Origin of the sequence: Actinosynnema sp. NPDC091369 (assembly GCF_044757065.1) — a bacterium.
GTDB lineage: Bacteria > Actinomycetota > Actinomycetes > Mycobacteriales > Pseudonocardiaceae > Actinosynnema.
Window position 1 is genome coordinate 80,172 of record NZ_JBIVUG010000013.1, and the last position, 16,330, is coordinate 96,501.

Annotated in this window: 5 protein-coding genes; 3 read left to right on the forward strand and 2 right to left on the reverse strand. The window is 74.7% G+C overall.

Translation table 11 applies throughout. The annotated features are described in order from the left end of the window. Positions 1-40: 40 nt before the first annotated feature. A complete protein-coding gene (locus tag ACIQMJ_RS33860; protein ID WP_499765064.1) occupies positions 41-11,971 on the reverse strand; it encodes an SDR family NAD(P)-dependent oxidoreductase in 11,931 nt (3,976 codons plus the stop codon). Positions 11,972-12,208: 237 nt separating this feature from the next. On the opposite strand from ACIQMJ_RS33860, the gene ACIQMJ_RS33865 reads away from it, so the two are divergent. The 3 genes from ACIQMJ_RS33865 (at position 12,209) to ACIQMJ_RS33875 (ending at position 15,070) form a co-directional block, all read left to right on the forward strand. Continuing rightward, positions 12,209-12,766 carry a flavin reductase family protein gene (locus ACIQMJ_RS33865; RefSeq protein ID WP_499765065.1) on the forward strand — a complete coding sequence of 186 codons (558 nt, stop codon included), beginning with the start codon at positions 12,209-12,211 and terminating at the stop codon, positions 12,764-12,766. An 89-nt stretch (positions 12,767-12,855) separates the two neighbouring features. Beyond that, positions 12,856-14,373, forward strand: a complete 1,518-nt coding sequence (locus ACIQMJ_RS33870; protein WP_499765165.1) for an acyl-CoA carboxylase subunit beta — start codon at positions 12,856-12,858, stop codon at positions 14,371-14,373. A gap of 181 nt (positions 14,374-14,554) precedes the next feature. Then, the gene (locus ACIQMJ_RS33875) at positions 14,555-15,070 is read left to right on the forward strand and encodes a pyridoxamine 5'-phosphate oxidase family protein (protein ID WP_499765066.1); all 516 of its coding nucleotides are present in this window, start codon (positions 14,555-14,557) and stop codon (positions 15,068-15,070) included. A 195-nt stretch (positions 15,071-15,265) separates the two neighbouring features. On the opposite strand, the gene ACIQMJ_RS33880 is transcribed toward ACIQMJ_RS33875, so the two are convergent. After that, complete coding sequence (locus ACIQMJ_RS33880) at positions 15,266-16,117, reverse strand: NAD(P)H-binding protein (protein WP_499765067.1); 852 nt, start codon at positions 16,115-16,117, stop codon at positions 15,266-15,268. Between the last annotated feature and the right edge of the window lie 213 nt (positions 16,118-16,330).

The following is a 16,330-nucleotide window of genomic DNA, read 5'->3' on the forward strand; positions in this document are numbered from 1 at the left end:
TTGGACATGCGGGTTCTCCGGGATGTCGTCGGTCGGGCGGTCAGCCCGCGGTGCGGCCCAGGCCAGGACTGCCGAGTTCGTTGTCGATGAACGCGAACAGGTCGTCGGCGGAGGCGTCGGCCAGTTGCTCGGCCGCGTCCGGCGTGTCGGTGGCGGAGGCGTCCGCTTCGGTGAGGCGGGCCAGGATCGTGCGCAGGCGGTCCGCCACGCCGTCGCCGTCCCCGCCGCGGGGCACGCCCGCCAGCAGGTGCTCCAGCCGGTCCAGCTCGGCGTGCAGCGGGACGGTCGGGTCCGTCGCGGCGGGGGCGACCAGGTCGAGCAGGTGATCGGTGAGCGCGCCCAGCGTCGGGTGGTCGAACACCACCGTCGCCGACAGCTTCTCGCCGGTGGCCGTGCTGAGCCGGTTGCGCAGGTCCACCGCGGTCAGCGAGTCGAAGCCGAGCTCCTGGAACGCCCGGTCCTCCTCGACGGCCGCCGGGTCCGGCAGGGCCAGCACCGACGCGATCTGCGCGCGCACCGCGGCCAGCACGATCGGCCGGTGCCCCGCCGGGGGCGCCGCGGCGAGCGCCGACAGCAGCTCGGTGGTCCGCGGCTCGGAGCCGGTGGCGGGCTCCTCGACGCGCGGCGGCACGAGGACCGCGCCGTCGCGCACCGCCGCCAGCCGCACGTCGGCCGCCACCAGGGCGGTCACCGCGGCCAGGTCGGCGCGCTCGGTGTCGAAGTCGACCAGCAGCACGCGGTCCGGGTTCTCGGCCTGGGCGGCCCGCAGCAGGTTCCACGCGAGCCTGCCGTCACCGGGCGCCTCGTCGGTCGGCCTCGCGGGCGCCACGCCCGTGGTGGTCACGACCAGGCGGGTGTCGCGCAGGTCCCAGCCCTGGATCAGGTCGAGGGTCTCGCGGGTGCGGGCGTAGCGGTCGTCGGCGGACTCGTCCTCGGCGGGCGTGACGTGCACCGCGAGCGGCAGCACGACCACCTCCGCGTCGGCGGGCACGGCGTCGACCGCGGTGACCACCGCCGCGCCGGCGAGGTCGGCGACGCCGTGGCCGAGGTCGAGCACGGCGACCTCGGCGGCGGAGGCGTCGAGGGTCACCGGCTGCCACGCCGCCGCGGCCGCCGCCTGGTTGGCCGCGTTGTTCACCACCAGCGCGTACCGCTGCCGCTGGAACGCGTAGGTCGGCAGGTCGACCGCCCGCGCGCCGGTGCCGGCGAAGAACGCCGACCAGTCCACGGCCACGCCGCGGGTGTGCAGCCCGGCCAGGGCCCCGACCGCGGTCTCCGCCTCCGGCCGATCGCGCCGCACGGACGCCAGCACCGCCCGGTCGCGGTTGTCGGCCAGGGCGTCGAGCACCGAGGCGGCCATCGCGGTGAGCACGCCGTCCGGCCCGACCTCCAGGAAGGTGGTCACGCCCTGGGCGGCCAGGGTCCGCACGGCCTGGTCGAAGCGGACCGTGCCGCGCACGTGCCGCACCCAGTAGCCGGGTGTGGCCAGCTCGTCGGTGGCGAGCACGCCGGTCGCGGTGGACACGATCGGCAGGCGCGGCCGCTGGTAGTCGACGGAGCGGGCGATGTCGGCGAACTCGCCGAGCATCGGCTCCATCAGCGGCGAGTGGAACGCGTGGCTGACCGTGAGCCGGCGGGTGCGCCGGTTGCGGTTCTCCCACTGCTTGGCCGCCAGCAGGGTGGCTTCCTCCTCGCCGGCCAGGACGACGGCGCGCGGGCCGTTGACCGCGGCCACGTCCACCACGCCGACCAGGCCGTCCAGCTCGGCCCGCACTTCCTCCTCGGTGGCCTCGACCGCGACCATCGCGCCGGTGCGCGGCAGGGCCTGCATCAGCCGGCCGCGCGCGGCGACCAACCGGGCCGCGTCCGAGAGGGAGAACACCCCGGCCACGTGCGCGGCGGCCAGCTCGCCGATGGAGTGCCCGGCCAGGAAGTCCGGCCGCACGCCCCACGACTCCAGCAGCCGGAACAGGGCCACCTCCACCGCGAACAGCGCGGGCTGGGTGAAGCCGGTCTCGTCCAGACCCACGCCGTCGGCGATCACCTCGCGCAGCGGCCGGTCCAGCATCGGGTCCAGCGCCGCGCACACCTCCTCGAACACCTCCGCGAACACCGGGAACGCCTCGGCCAGCGCCAGACCCATGCCGACCCGCTGCGCACCCTGACCGGTGAACAGGAACCCGAGCCGGCCACCGCCGGTGGTGCGCCCGGCCCGCTCGGGGTCGACCGCGGCCAGCTGCGCCTCGAAGTCGCCGAGGTCGGAACCGACGAGCACCGCGTGGCGCTCCAGCGTGGTGCGGCGGGTGAGGAGGGTGAACGCGACGTCGGCCGGGGTGACCTCCGGGTGGTCGGCCAGGAACCCGCGGAAGGACTCCGCCTGCGCCAGCAACGCCTGCGGCGTCTTGCCCGACAGCAACCACGGCACCACCGGGGCCGACTGCGGCGCGGGCGACTGCTCGGCGGCCGGGGCCTGTTCGATGATGACGTGGGCGTTGGTGCCGCTGATGCCGAACGAGGACACGCCCGCGCGGCGCGGCCGGTCCAGCTCCGGCCACGGCGTCGCCTCGGTCAGCAGCGACACCGCGCCCGCGTCCCAGTAGACGTGCAGGGACGGCTCGGTGACGTGCAGCGTCCTGGGCATCACGCCGTGGCGCATGGCCTCGATGGTCTTGATGATGCCCGCGACACCGGCCGCGGCCTGGGTGTGGCCGATGTTGGACTTGAGCGAGCCCAGGCGCAGCGGGCGTTCCGGGTCGCGGCCCTGGCCGTAGGTGGCGAGCAGGGCCTGGGCCTCGATCGGGTCGCCCAGCGTCGTGCCCGTGCCGTGCGCCTCCACCAGGTCCACGTCGGCGGGCGACAGGCCCGCCTTGCCCAGCGCCTGCCGGATCACCCGCTCCTGCGACGGCCCGTTGGGCGCGGTCAGGCCGTTGGACGCGCCGTCCTGGTTGACCGCGCTGCCCTTGACGATCGCCAGCACCGGGTGGCCGTTGCGCTTGGCGTCCGACAGCCGCTCCAGCACCAGCAGCGCCGCGCCCTCCGACCAGCCCGTGCCGTCGGCCGAGGCCGAGAACGCCTTGCACCGGCCGTCGGGCGACAGGCCGCGCTGCCGCGAGAACTCGATGAACGGGTTCGGCGTCGACATCACCGTGACGCCGCCCGCGAGCGCCAGGTCCGTCTCACCGGACCGCAGCGCCTGGCCGGCCAGGTGCACCGCGACCAACGACGACGAGCAGGCCGTGTCGATGGTCAGCGCCGGGCCTTCGAGCCCGAAGGTGTAGGCCAGGCGGCCGGACGCCACGCTGCCCGCCGTGCCGCTGGCCAGGTAGCCCTCCAGCTCGGCCGGCAGCTGCCCCGACTGCTCGGTGTAGTCGGTGTACATGACGCCCGCGAACACGCCGGTCTGGCTGCCCCGCAGCGAGGCCGGGTCGATGCCCGCCCGCTCGAACGCCTCCCACGCCACCTCCAGCAGCAGGCGCTGCTGGGGGTCGGTGGCCAGCGCCTCGCGCGGCGACATGCCGAAGAACTCCGGGTCGAAGTCGTAGGCGTCGTGCAGGAAGCCGCCGTTGCGGGTGTAGGTCTTGCCCGCCTGGTCGGGGTCGGGGTCGAACAGGTTCGCGATGTCCCAGCCGCGGTCGGCCGGGAACTCGCTCACCGCGTCGACCTCGTCGCGCACCAGCGCCCACAGCTCCTCGGGCGACCGCACGCCGCCGGGGAACCGGCAGGCCATGCCGACCACGGCGATCAGGTCGTCGTCGGTGTCGGCGTCGACGCGCGCCGCCGTCCGCTCGGCGGCCTGCTCGACCGGGGACACCTGGCCCGCCAGGTAGCCGGCCACCGCGGCGGGTGACGGGTAGTCGAAGATCAGCGTGCTGGGCAGCCGCAGCCCGGTCGAGGCGGTCAGGTGGTTGCGCAGCTCGACCGCGGTCAGCGAGTCGAAGCCCAGCTCCTTGAACGCCGCAGCCATGTCCACGCCGGAGTCGTCGGCGTGCCCGAGCACCTGGGCCACGGTGGCGCGCACCAGCTCGCCCACCGCGGTCTCGCGCTCGGCGGCCGACAGCCCGGCCAGCCGCTGCGTCAGCTGCGACCCGTCGCCCGGCGCGGCCTCCTCGGCCGCCGCACGCCGTGCCGCGGGCGTCGTGCCGACCAGGCCGCGCAGCACGGCGGGCATCCGCTCGCCCTGGGCGCGCAGCGCGGCGTGGTCCAGCACGGCGGCGGTCACCGCGGCCTCGTCCGAGGCGACGGCGGCGTCGAACAGCGCCAGGCCGTCCGCGCCGGGCAGCGGCAGCACGCCGTTGCGGGCCAGGCGCTGCCGGTCGGTCTCGCTGAGCGTGCCGGTGATGCCGCTGGTCTCCTCCCACAGGCCCCACGCCACCGACGTGGCGGGCAGGCCCTGCGCGCGGCGGTGGTGCGCCAAGGCGTCGAGGAACGCGTTGCCCGCCGCGTAGTTGCCCTGCCCCGGGTTGCCGAACGTGCCTGCCACCGAGGAGTACAGGACGAACGCGGCCACGTCGCCGACCAGCTCGTGCAGGTGCCAGGCGGCGTCGACCTTGGGCTTGAGCACCGCGTCGAGGCGGCGGCCGTCGAGGGAGGTGACCACGCCGTCGTCCACCACGCCGGCGGTGTGCACGACGCTCTTGACGGGGTGGTCGGCGAGCAGCGCGGCCAGCGCCTTGCGGTTCTCCACGGCGACGGCGGCGACCGCGACGCGTGCGCCCTCGGCCTCCAGCTCGGCGACCAGTTCGGCCGCGCCCGGGGCGTCCGGGCCGCGGCGGCTGACCAGCAGGAGGTCGCGTGCGCCGTGCTCGCGGACCAGGTGCTTGGCGGCCAGCGCGCCGAGGGCGCCCGTGCCGCCGGTGATCAGGACCGTGCCGCCGGCCCAGTCGACCGTCGCGTCACCGGCCGCGGCCTTCGCCAGGCGCGGCAGCAGCACCGCGCCCTCGCGCAGCGCCAGCTGCGGTTCGCCGGAGGACAGCGCCGCGGGCAGCGCCTGCCACGAGTCGGGGTGGCCGTCGTGGTCGACCAGGACGAACCGGCCGGGGTTCTCGGACTGGGCGCTGCGCACCAGACCCCAGGCGCCGGCGTGGTGCAGGTGGTCGGCGCCGGGAGCGCCGCTGCCGCCGCGGGTGAGGACGACGAGCGTCGCGCCCGCCAGCCGGTCGTCGGCGAGCCACAGCTGGAGCAGTTCCAGCACCGACCTGGTGACGCGGTGCGCGCTGTCCACCGGCCGGTCGCCCGGCTCGGGCAGCAGCGCCACGACGTGACGCGGCACGTCGTCGCCGGTCAGCGCCTGCGCCAGGTCGGGCAGGTCGAGGTAGGTGCGGTGGGGCGCCGCGTCGGCGGGCAGGCTGAAGACGTCCTCGAACCCGTCCGCGCCGACCGCCGTCCACGGCACCGGCTCGCCGGTCGCGCCCGGCGTCCACTCCAGGCGCAGCAGCTTGCCGGGCCCGTTGTCGCGCAACGCCTCCGGCGACACCGGCCGCAGCACCAGCGACTCGGCCGTCAGCACGGGAGCGCCCGCGCCGTCGACCGCGTCGACCGCCACCACCACCGTGTCCGGGTCGGGCCGGGTCACGCGGTGCCGCACGCGCAGCGTCCGCGCGCCCGCCGCCCGCACGCTCACCCCGGACCAGGCGAACGGCAGGAACGTGCCGCTGCCCTCGTCCGCGACGCCCGGCAGCAGCGGGTGCAGCGCGGCGTCGAGCAGGGCCGGGTGCAGCACGAACGACCCGGCCGCCGCACGCTGGTCGGCGGGCAGCGCGACCTCGGCGTACAGGTCGTCACCCGAGCGCCACAGCTTCGTCAGGCCCTGGAACGCGGGCCCGTAGCCGTAGCCGTGCCCGGTGAGCCGCGGGTAGACGTCGGTCAGGTCGACCTCGGTGCCGGTCGGCGGCCACGGTCCGAGGTCCACCGCGGCGGTGTCGTCGGCCGCGGCGAGCACACCGGTGGCGTGCTCGACCCACTCGGCGCCCTCCTCCTCGCGGCGCGCGTACACCCGCAAGGACCGGTAGCCCAGCTCGTCCGGCTCGTCCACCACGACCTGCACGTGGACGGCGCCCTGCGCGGGCAGCACCAGCGGCGCGGCCAGGGTCAGCTCCACCACGCGGTCCGCGCCGACCCGTTCGCCGGCCGACAGCGCCAGCTCCAGGTAGGCGGTGCCGGGCAGCACGGCCGAGCCCGCGATGGCGTGGTCGGCGAGCCAGCCGTGCGAGTGCAGGCCGAGCCGACCGGTCAGCACGAGCCGGTCGCCGCCCGCCAGGTCGACCGCCGCGCCCAGCAGCGGGTGGTCGGCCGAGACGAGGCCGGCCTCGGACACGTCGCCACCGGTGGGCGCGGTGAGCCAGAACCGCTTGGGCTGGAACGCGTAGGTCGGCAGCTCGACGCGCCGCGCGTTCGTGCCCTCGTACAGCGCGGCCCAGTCGACGCCCGTGCCCGCCGTGAACACCTGCGCCAGCGCGGTGAGCGCCGAGCGCGGCTCGTCCCGGTCGGCGCGCAGCAGCGGCACCGCCACCACGCCCTCGACCTCGGCGGCGATGGCCGGGACCAGCGCCGACAGCACGCCCGTCGGGCCCAGCTCCAGCAGCGCGGTCACGCCCTCGTCCAGCAGCGTGCGCACGGCGTCGGCGAACCGCACCGCGGCCCGCGCCTGCCGCACCCAGTAGCCCGGGGTGGTGAGCTCGGCCGCGTCGGCGAGCCGGCCGGTCACCGTGGACACGATCGGCACCCGGGGCGCGGAGTACAGCACGCCCTCGGCGACCGCGGCGAACTCCTCCAGCATCGGCTCGATGAGCGGCGAGTGGAACGCGTGGCTCACCTCCAGCCGCTTGGTGCGCCGGCCGCGGGCGGAGAAGGCGGCGGCGAGCGCCTCGGCGGCGGCGGTCTCGCCGGCGACGACGATCGCGGTGGGGCCGTTGATCCCGGCGATGTCGACGCCGTCGACCAGCTCGGCCCGCACCTCCTCTTCGGTGGCCTCGATCGCGACCATGGCGCCGGTGCGGGGCAGGGCCTGCATGAGCCGGCCGCGCGCGGCGACCAGGCGTGCCGCGTCGACCAGGGAGAACACGCCCGCGACGTGCGCGGCGGCCAGTTCGCCGATGGAGTGCCCGGCCAGGAAGTCCGGTCGCACGCCCCAGGAGTCGACCAGCCGGAACAGGGCGACCTCGACGGCGAACAGCGCGGGCTGGGTGTAGCCGGTCTCGTCCAGGTCGACGCCGTCGGCGATCACCTCGCGCAGCGGCCGGTCCAGCATCGGGTCCAGCGCCGCGCACACCTCCTCGAACGCCTCCGCGAACACCGGGAACGCCTCGGCCAGCGCCAGACCCATGCCGACCCGCTGCGCACCCTGACCGGTGAACAGGAACGCCGAGCGCACGGCGGAGGCCAGGCCGGTGACCGCGGTCGGGCCGGACTTCCCGGCGGCCACGGTGTCGAGCGCGGCCAGCAGCGCCTCGTGGTCGTCGCCCCACACCACCGCGCGGTGGTCGAGCGCGGCTCGCGTGGTGGCCAGCGACCAGCCGACGTCCAGCGGGTCCACACCGGACTCGGCGAACTCGCGCAGCCGGGACGCCTGCGCGGCGAGCGAGCCGGCGCCCCGACCGGACAGCACCCACGGCAGCGGCGTGGCCGGAACCACCCGCTCGGGGGCCGGGGTCGTCGCCGCCTCGGGCGCCTGCTCGATGATCACGTGGGCGTTGGTGCCGCTGATGCCGAACGAGGACACGCCCGCGCGGCGCGGCCGGTCCAGCTCCGGCCACGGCGCGGTCTCGGTGGCCAGCCGCACGGCGCCGCTCGTCCAGTCCACGTGCGGTGACGGCTCGTCCGCGTGCAGGGTCCGCGGCACGGTGGCGTGCCGGATCGCCTCGATGCTCTTGATGATGCCCGCGACACCGGCCGCGGCCTGGGTGTGGCCGATGTTGGACTTCAGCGAGCCCAGGTACAGCGGCTGCTCGCGGTCCCGGCCGTAGGTCGACAGCAGGGCCTGGGCCTCGATCGGGTCGCCCAGCGTCGTGCCCGTGCCGTGCGCCTCCACCAGGTCGACGTCGGCCGGGGAGAGGCCGGCCTTGCCCAGCGCCTGCCGGATGACCCGCTCCTGCGACGGCCCGTTGGGCGCGGTCAGGCCGTTGGACGCGCCGTCCTGGTTCACCGCGGACGCGCGGATCACGGCCAGCACGGGGTGGCCGTTGCGCTTGGCGTCCGACAGCCGCTCCAGCACCAGCAGGCCCGCGCCCTCCGACCAGCCCGTCCCGTCCGCGTCCGCGGAGAACGCCTTGCACCGGCCGTCGGGCGACAGGCCGCGCTGCCGCGAGAACTCCACGAAGATGCCGGGCGTGGACATCACGGTCACGCCACCGGCCAGCGCGATCGACGCCTCGCCGCGGGCCAGCGCCTGGCCGGCCAGGTGCACCGCGACCAACGACGACGAGCACGCCGTGTCGACGGTGAGCGCCGGGCCTTCGAGCCCGAAGGTGTAGGCCAACCGGCCGGAGGCGACGCTCACCTGGTTGCCGGTGAGCAGGTAGCCGTCGTAGCCGTCCGCGCCCTGGTGCAGGCGCGGCCCGTAGTCCTGGGTCATCGCGCCGACGAACACACCGGTGTTGCTTCCCCGCAACGTCTCGGGGTCGATCCCGGCCCGCTCGAACGCCTCCCACGCCACTTGCAGCAACAGGCGCTGCTGCGGGTCCATCGCGGTCGCCTCGCGCGGGCTGATGCCGAAGAACGCGGCGTCGAACTCGTCGGCGTCGTGCAGGAAGCCGCCGTAGCGGGCGTTGGTCGAGCCCTGCTTGTCCGGGTCCGGGTCGTAGAGCGCGGCGGTGTCCCAGCCGCGGTTGGTCGGGAACTCCGAGATGGCGTCCACGCCGTCGCGCACCAGCTCCCACAGCTGCTCCGGCGAGCGCACCCCGCCCGGGAAGCGGCACGCCATGCCGACCACCGCGATCGGCTCGTCCAACGCCGCCACCGGGCGGGTGGTCACCGGGGCGACCTGCGCCGCCCCGCCGGTGAGCTCGCCGTCGAGGTAGCGGGCCAGCGCCTGCGGCGTCGGCTGGTTGAACGTCAGGGCGGCGGGCAGCTTCAGGCCGGTGGCGGCGCTGAGCCGGTTGCGGAACTCGACCGAGGTGACCGAGTCCAGGCCGAGCTCCTTGAACGTCCTGTCGGTCTCCACCGCGGACGCGCCGTCGAAGCCCAGCACCGGCGCGACCTGCGCGCGCACCACGTCCACCAGCACGCGCAGCCGCTCGCGGTCCGGCAGGCCGGCCAGCCTCGCGCGCAGCTCCACCGTGGCGTCGTCGCCCTCCTCCAGCTCGACCGGGCGGGGCGTGCCCGACGCCTCCTTGGGCGTGAAGCCGGAGCCGGTGAACCAGTAGTGGCGGCGCTGGAACGCGTAGGTCGGCAGGTCGACCACGCGGGGGTCCGCGCCGTCGAACACCGACGCCCAGTCCAACGGCACGCCGTGGGCGTGCACCGCGCCCATCGACAGCAGGAACCGGCGCGGACCGCCGTCGTCGCGGCGCAGCGACCCGAACGCCGCGCCGTCGACCTCCTCGGCGTCGATCGTGTCGCTGATCGCGTGCGTCAGCACGGGGTGCGGGCTCGCCTCGACGAACGTCCGGTGCCCGTCGGCCAGCAGCACCTGCACCGTCTCGTGGAAGCGGACCTGGTGGCGCAGGTTGGAGAACCAGTAGCCCGCGTCCATCGACGCGGTGTCGACCAGCCCACCGGTGAGCGTGGAGTAGAACGGGATCTCCGAGGTCCTGGGCCGCACGGCGGCGAGGACGTCGAGCAGTTCCTCCTTCAGGCTCTCCACGTCCGCCGAGTGGGAGGCGTAGTCCACCGCGATGACCGAGGCGCGCACGTCCTGCGCCTGGTACTCGGCGACGATCTCGGCCAGGGCCGCGGGGTCGCCGGCGATGACCGTGTTCGTGGGGCTGTTCACCGCGGCCACCGAGACGCGGCCACCGTGCTCGGCGACCCGCTCGGCCACCCGGTCCGCGGGCAGCGACACCGCCGCCATCCCGCCGGTGCCCGCCAGCGCCCGGATCGCCTTGCTGCGCAACGCGACCACGCGTGCCGCGTCGGTCAGCGTGAGCGCGCCGGCGACGTGCGCGGCGGCGATCTCGCCCTGGGAGTGGCCGATGACGGCGTCGACCCGCAGGCCGTTGTGCCGCCACAGCTTCGCCAACGACACCATCACGGCGAACAGGGCGGGCTGGACCACGTCCACCCGGTCGAAGCCGGGAGCGCCCTCCACCCCGCGGAGCACGTCGAGCAGCGACCAGTCGGTGAACTCGGACAGTGCCTCGGCGCACTCGCCGAGGGCGCGGGCGAACACCGGCGAGGACTCCGCCAGCTCCACGGCCATGCCCGCCCACTGCGAGCCCTGGCCGGGGAAGACGAGCACGCTGCGACCGGGGTCGCCCACCGCGCCCTGCACGGCGTCGGCCGTCGCCTCGCCCGCCGCCAGCGCGGCCAGCCCGGCGTCCAGCTCCTCCCGGGTCGAGCCGACGATGACGGCGCGGTGCTCGAACGCGGCACGGGTGGTGGCCAGCGACCACGCCACGTCCACCGCCCGCTCATCGGTGAGGTGCCGGGCCAACGCCTGCGCCTGACCGGTCAGGGCGGACCGGCTGCGGCCGGACAGCAGCCACGGCACCACCTGGTCGGTGGCCGGGGTCTCTACTTCGGGCACGCGCGGCCCCTCGGCGAGCACCACGTGGGCGTTCGTGCCGCCCATGCCCCACGAGCTGACGCCCGCGACCAGCGGCTCCTCCGGGCGCGGCCACGGCGAGAGCTCGGTGTGCACGCGCAGCTTGAGCTCGTCGAGCGGGATGTCGGGGTTCGGCGTCTCGAAGTTCAGGCTCGGCGGCAGGGCCCGGTGGCGGATCGCCAGCGCCGCCTTGACGAAGCCGACGATGCCCGCCGCGCCCTCCAGGTGGCCGACGTTGGTCTTGGCGGAGCCGACCAGCAGCGGGTCGGTGCGCCCGGCCATGACCGCGCCGAGCGCGCGGGCCTCGATCGGGTCGCCCACCGGCGTGCCGGTGCCGTGCAGCTCCACGTACTGCGCCCGCGCCGGGTCCACGCCCGCGTCGGCGAACGCCTCCCGGATCACCTCGGCCTGCGCGTGCTCGCTGGGCACCGTGAGCCCTTCGGTGGCCCCGTCGTTGTTGACGGCGCTGCCGAGCACCACCGCGTACACCGGGTCGCCGTCGGCGATGGCCTGGCTGAGCCGCTTGAGCACGACCACGGCGCCGCCCTCGCCGCGCACGTAGCCGTTGGCCCGCGCGTCGAAGGTGTAGCTGCGGCCGTCGGGTGACAGGGCGCCGAACCGCTCCAGGCTGACGGTCTGCTCGCCGAGCAGGTTCAGGTTCACGCCCGCCGCCAGCGCCAGGTCCACCGTCCCGTCGCGCAGGCTCTCCGCCGCCAGGTGGACCGCGACCAGCGACGACGCCTGCGCGGCGTCCACCGTGGCGCTGGGTCCGCGCAGGTCGAAGGCGTAGGACACGCGGTTGGCGATGATGCCGCGGTGCGTGCCGGTCACCGTGTGCTGGGTGATCGCCGAGGTGCCGTGCTGGTACAGCAGGCCGGCGTAGTCGTCGCGGATGCTGCCGACGAACACCGCCGTGCGGCTGCCCCGCAGGTGGGCCGGGACGATGCGGGCGTCCTCGACGGCTTCCCAGGCGAGCTCCAGCACCAGCCGCTGCTGCGGGTCCAGCGCCGCGGCCTCGCGCGGCGAGATGCCGAAGAACCCGGCGTCGAAGTCCGCGACCGCCTCCAGGAAGCCGCCGCGGTCGATGCCCGGAGCGGCCTGGTCCCACCGCCCCTCGGGGGCGGTGGTGATGGCGTCGCGGCCGTCGCGCAAGAGGTCCCAGAACGCCGGTGGCCCGTCCGCTCCCGGCAGGCGGACCGCCATCCCGATGACCGCGACGGCTTCCTGGTGCCCGCCCGGCGCCGACAGGTGCCCGGTTGTGGGGTGGTCCATGCGGCGACCGCCTTTCCTGACCCAGCTGACCGATGGTTCGCTTGTGTTCCCAGCGGAAGGTAGGTCGCGGGCGGTAACCGGACACTCTTGCCGCGCTGCGTGAGAGTGCTGTTACTCGCTGGTGGAGGCAGCACGACCGGCCACGGCTACATTCGGACCATCCGGACCCAGATCAAGTCCTTTGTGGACTCCGGCAGCGCACGAGCGCACCGCGCCGAGACGAGGGGATAGCCGCAGATGTCCGAGAGAGTGCACGTCCCTCCACAGGTCGTAGATCGTGCGGACCGCGACCTGGCCACGCCCGACGCCGTGACGCCTTCGAGCCTGCGCTCGGTCATGGGCCGGTTCGCGACCGGCGTGGTGGTGATCACCGTGGGTGGTGACCACGTCCACGGCATGACCGCCAACGCGTTCGGCTCGATCTCGCTGGAGCCGCCGATCGTCCACTGCTGCATCGCGCACTCGGCGGTCATGCACAGCGCGCTGAGCGGATCGGGCCGGTTCGGCGTGTCGATCATGGGCGCGGACCAGGAGGGCCTGGTCCGCTACTTCGCCGACCGCAAGCGCCCGCTCGGCCCGGCGCAGTTCGACGCCGTCGACTGGGTCGAGGGCCCGCAGACCGGCGCGCCGCTGCTCACCGGCGCGCTGGCGTGGCTGGAGTGCGAGGTGCTGGACGTGCACGTGGCGGGCGACCACTCGCTGTTCCTCGGCCGCGTGCTGGCGTGCGAGAACGGCGTCGGCGACCGCGCCCTGCTGTTCTACCAGGGCGGCTTCCACGAGGTGGTGTCCGGGTGAGCACCTCGGAACTCGACTTCGTGCCCGTCCGCCTCACGTCGGACGCCGAACCCGCCCCCGAGAGCGCCGCCCCGGCGTCCGGGCGGTCGATGGCGGGCTTGCGCGAGGCGCACGACAGGCAGCGCTCGCGGATCGCGGCGGGACGCCCCGAAGCGGTGGCCCGGCAGCACAAGCTGGGCAAGCGCACCGCCCGGGAACGGCTCGACCTGCTGCTGGACGTCGGCTCGTTCGTCGAGGTCGACCTCTACCGGCGGGGCACGACCGGCGCGCACACCGACGGCGTGGTCGCCGGGTGCGGCACGGTCGACGGCCGCCGCGTGTTCGTCTACGCGCAGGACTTCACCATCTCCGGCGGCTCGCTCGGCGCGGCGCACGCGGCCAAGATCCAGAAGGTGATGGACCTCGCGGTCTCGACCGGCTCGCCCGTGGTCGGGCTCAACGACAGCGGCGGCGCACGCATCCAGGAGGGCGTGCTGGCGCTGCACGGCTACGGCGGCATCTTCCAGCGGCAGGTCCGCGCCTCGGGCGTGGTGCCGCAGATCGCCGTCGTCCTCGGGCCGTCCGCGGGCGGCGCGGCCTACTCCCCCGCCCTGGCCGACTTCACCTTCATGGTCCGCGACACCGCGCAGATGTACCTGACCGGTCCCGACATCGTCGCGCAGGTCACCGGCGAGCGGGTCAGCCACGCCGACCTCGGCGGCGCCGACGTGCACGGCTCGCGCTCCGGCGTGGCCTCCTTCGTCTACGACGACGAGGTCGACTGCCTGGACGGCGTGCGCGAACTGCTCGCCCTGCTGCCGTCGAACAACCTGGAACCGCCGCCGGCGCTGCCCTCCCGCGGCGCGCACACCGACCACCGACCGCGCCTGGCCGACATCGTCCCCGTCGAGCCGAACAAGCCCTACGACATCCGGGCCGTGCTGGCCGAGATCGTGGACGACGGCGAGTACCTGGAGGTCCACGAGCACTGGGCGCGCAACGTCGTGTGCGCGCTCGCCCGCGTCGACGGGCAGGTCGTCGGCGTGGTCGGCAACCAGCCCGTCGTGCTGGCCGGCGTGCTCGACACCACCGCGTCGCAGAAGGCCGCCAGGTTCGTGCGGTTCTGCGACGCCTTCGGCATCCCCCTCGTGTCGCTGGTCGACGTGCCCGGGTTCCTGCCCGGCAGCGAGCAGGAGCTCGGCGGCGCCATCCGGCACGGCGCGAAGCTGCTCTACGCCTACTGCGAGGCCACCGTGCCGCGCATCCAGGTCATCCTGCGCAAAGCCTACGGCGGCGCCTACATCGTCATGGACTCGCGCTCGGTCGGCACGGACCTGTCCTTGGCCTGGCCGACCAACGAGATCGCCGTCATGGGCCCCGAGGGCGCGGTCAACCTGCTGCACCGCCGCGAGCTCGCCGCGGCCGACGACCCCGTCCGGCTGCGCGCGGCGCTGGTCGCCGACTACCAGGCCGAGCTGATGCACCCCTACCACGCCGCCGAGCACGGGCTGGTCGACGACGTCATCGACCCGGCGGAGACGCGGGCCGCGATCGCCCGGGGGCTGACCATGCTGCGCGACAAGCGCGCCGAGGCGCCGCGGCGCAAGCACGGCAACACGCCGCTGTGACCCGGAGCCGCGGCGCGGACGTCGCCTTGTCACTCGATCAGGGCATTGCGGCGGGGTACGGCATCGGGAAGTGCCTCGGTAACTTCAAAGTGCGTCCTTACCGAGCGTCCCGATGCCCGCCAGTATTGATCGAAACGCATGTCAACGCTGTCACGACAGCACCGCGCAACAAGGGGGCACGATGAGGACGGTCAAGTCGTTCTCAGACCTTCAGGAGCCTTTCCTCGCCTACATCCAGGACATCGTCTACGCCACGATGACCACGGTGGACAGCAAGAACCGGCCCCGTTCGAGGGTTCTGCTGCCGATCTGGGAGGTCCGCGACGGCCTGCCGGTCGGGTGGATCGCGGCGTACAAGACGCCGGTGAAGGTGGCCCACCTGCGGCGGAACCCGCACACCACGATCTCCTACTGGAGCCCCAAGCAGAACGCGGTGTTCGCCGACTGCACGGCCGAGTGGATCGACGAGGACCAGGACGTCCGGCGCGAGATCTGGGACCTCTACAAGAAGGGCAGCCCGCCCGGCGTCGGCTACGACCCGGCGAACTTCTGGCGCGGCGACCACACCGATCCCAAGTTCGGCCTGATCAAGCTCATCCCGTGGCGCGTCCAGGTGTTGCGCGGGATGGACCTGAGCAGCGTGTTCTGGCAGGCGCCGGAACCGGCGGAGCTGTCGGAGCCCGCGTCGACGCTCTAGTGCACGGCAGATGGGCCTTGTCCCCGTTACCCAGGGGGCAAGGCCCGTTCTCGTCGTGCGGCACCGGGACCGCCGCGCCACCCGGACCGGCTCGTGGTCGCCCGAGATCGCCGACGCGCGGGGAAGGGCTGCCGGTCATCGGCGTCCCTCCCCCGCGCGTCGGCGATCCGGCGTCGGGCCTCGCCCAGCCACCCCTCAGGCGGGGTTCCACACGCCGCGGCTCGCCGCGTCCTTCACGAAGTCCTCGAACGCGATCGGCTGGTGGCCCGTCACCTGCTCGACGGTGAACGTGACGGCACCGCTGGTGCCGTGGTCGATCCGCGCGGTCAGCTCGCCGATGAACCGGGCGTAGTCGGTGGGCACGCCGAACTCGACCAGCTCGGCCTCGTAGTCCTCCTGCGACACGGGCACGTACTTCACCTCGCGGCCGATGGCGTGACCGATGATGTCGACGGCCTCGGCGAAGGTCAGCGCGACCCGGCCGCTGAGGTTGTAGACGCGCCCGGAGTGACCGTCCTCGGTCAGCGCGGCGGCGGCCACCTCGGCGACGTCGGCCACGTCGATGAACGCCTCGGCGCCCGTGCCCGCGGGCAGCGGCAGCTCGCCGGCCCGGATGCTGTCCAGCAGCACGCCCTCGTCGAAGTTCTGGTTGAACCAGCAGGGGCGCAGCACCGTCCACTCGACACCGGACGCGCGTGCCGCCTCGGTGCCGGCGTGCAGGTCCTTGCCGCCGATCAGGCCCGCGGGCCTGGCCTGGAGCGCGACGATCCGGGTCACGCCGAGGTCGACGGCCTTGTCGTAGAACCGGGCGATCATCCCCTCGGCGTCCCACTGGCCGGGCTTGTCCTGCTGGTCGACGACGTACACCGCGCCGACGCCGGTCAACGCCCGGCCCCAGGTGGTCTCGTCGTCCCAGTCGAAGCGGACGTCGCCGGTGCGGCTCGCGGCCCGCACCTGGAGGCCCTTGTCCCGCAGCAGCGGCACGAGCCTGCGGCCGGTCTTGCCGGTCGCGCCGAGCACGAGGATGGGCTTGGTCTTCTTCGCCATGAGCGCAGCCCTTTCTAGGCAGCACAGAACAGATCGGGGGCGCGGTGACGTCACGCGCGGTGATGAGCGGCGGGGGGGGCCCCCCCCCCCCCCGCGGGGGGGGGGGGGGGGGGCGGGCGCCCCCCCCCCCCGGGGGGGGGGGGCCCCCCGGGGGGGGGGCCCCCCCCGGGGGGGGGGGGGCGCGCCCCCCGGGGGGGGCGGGGCGGGGGGGCG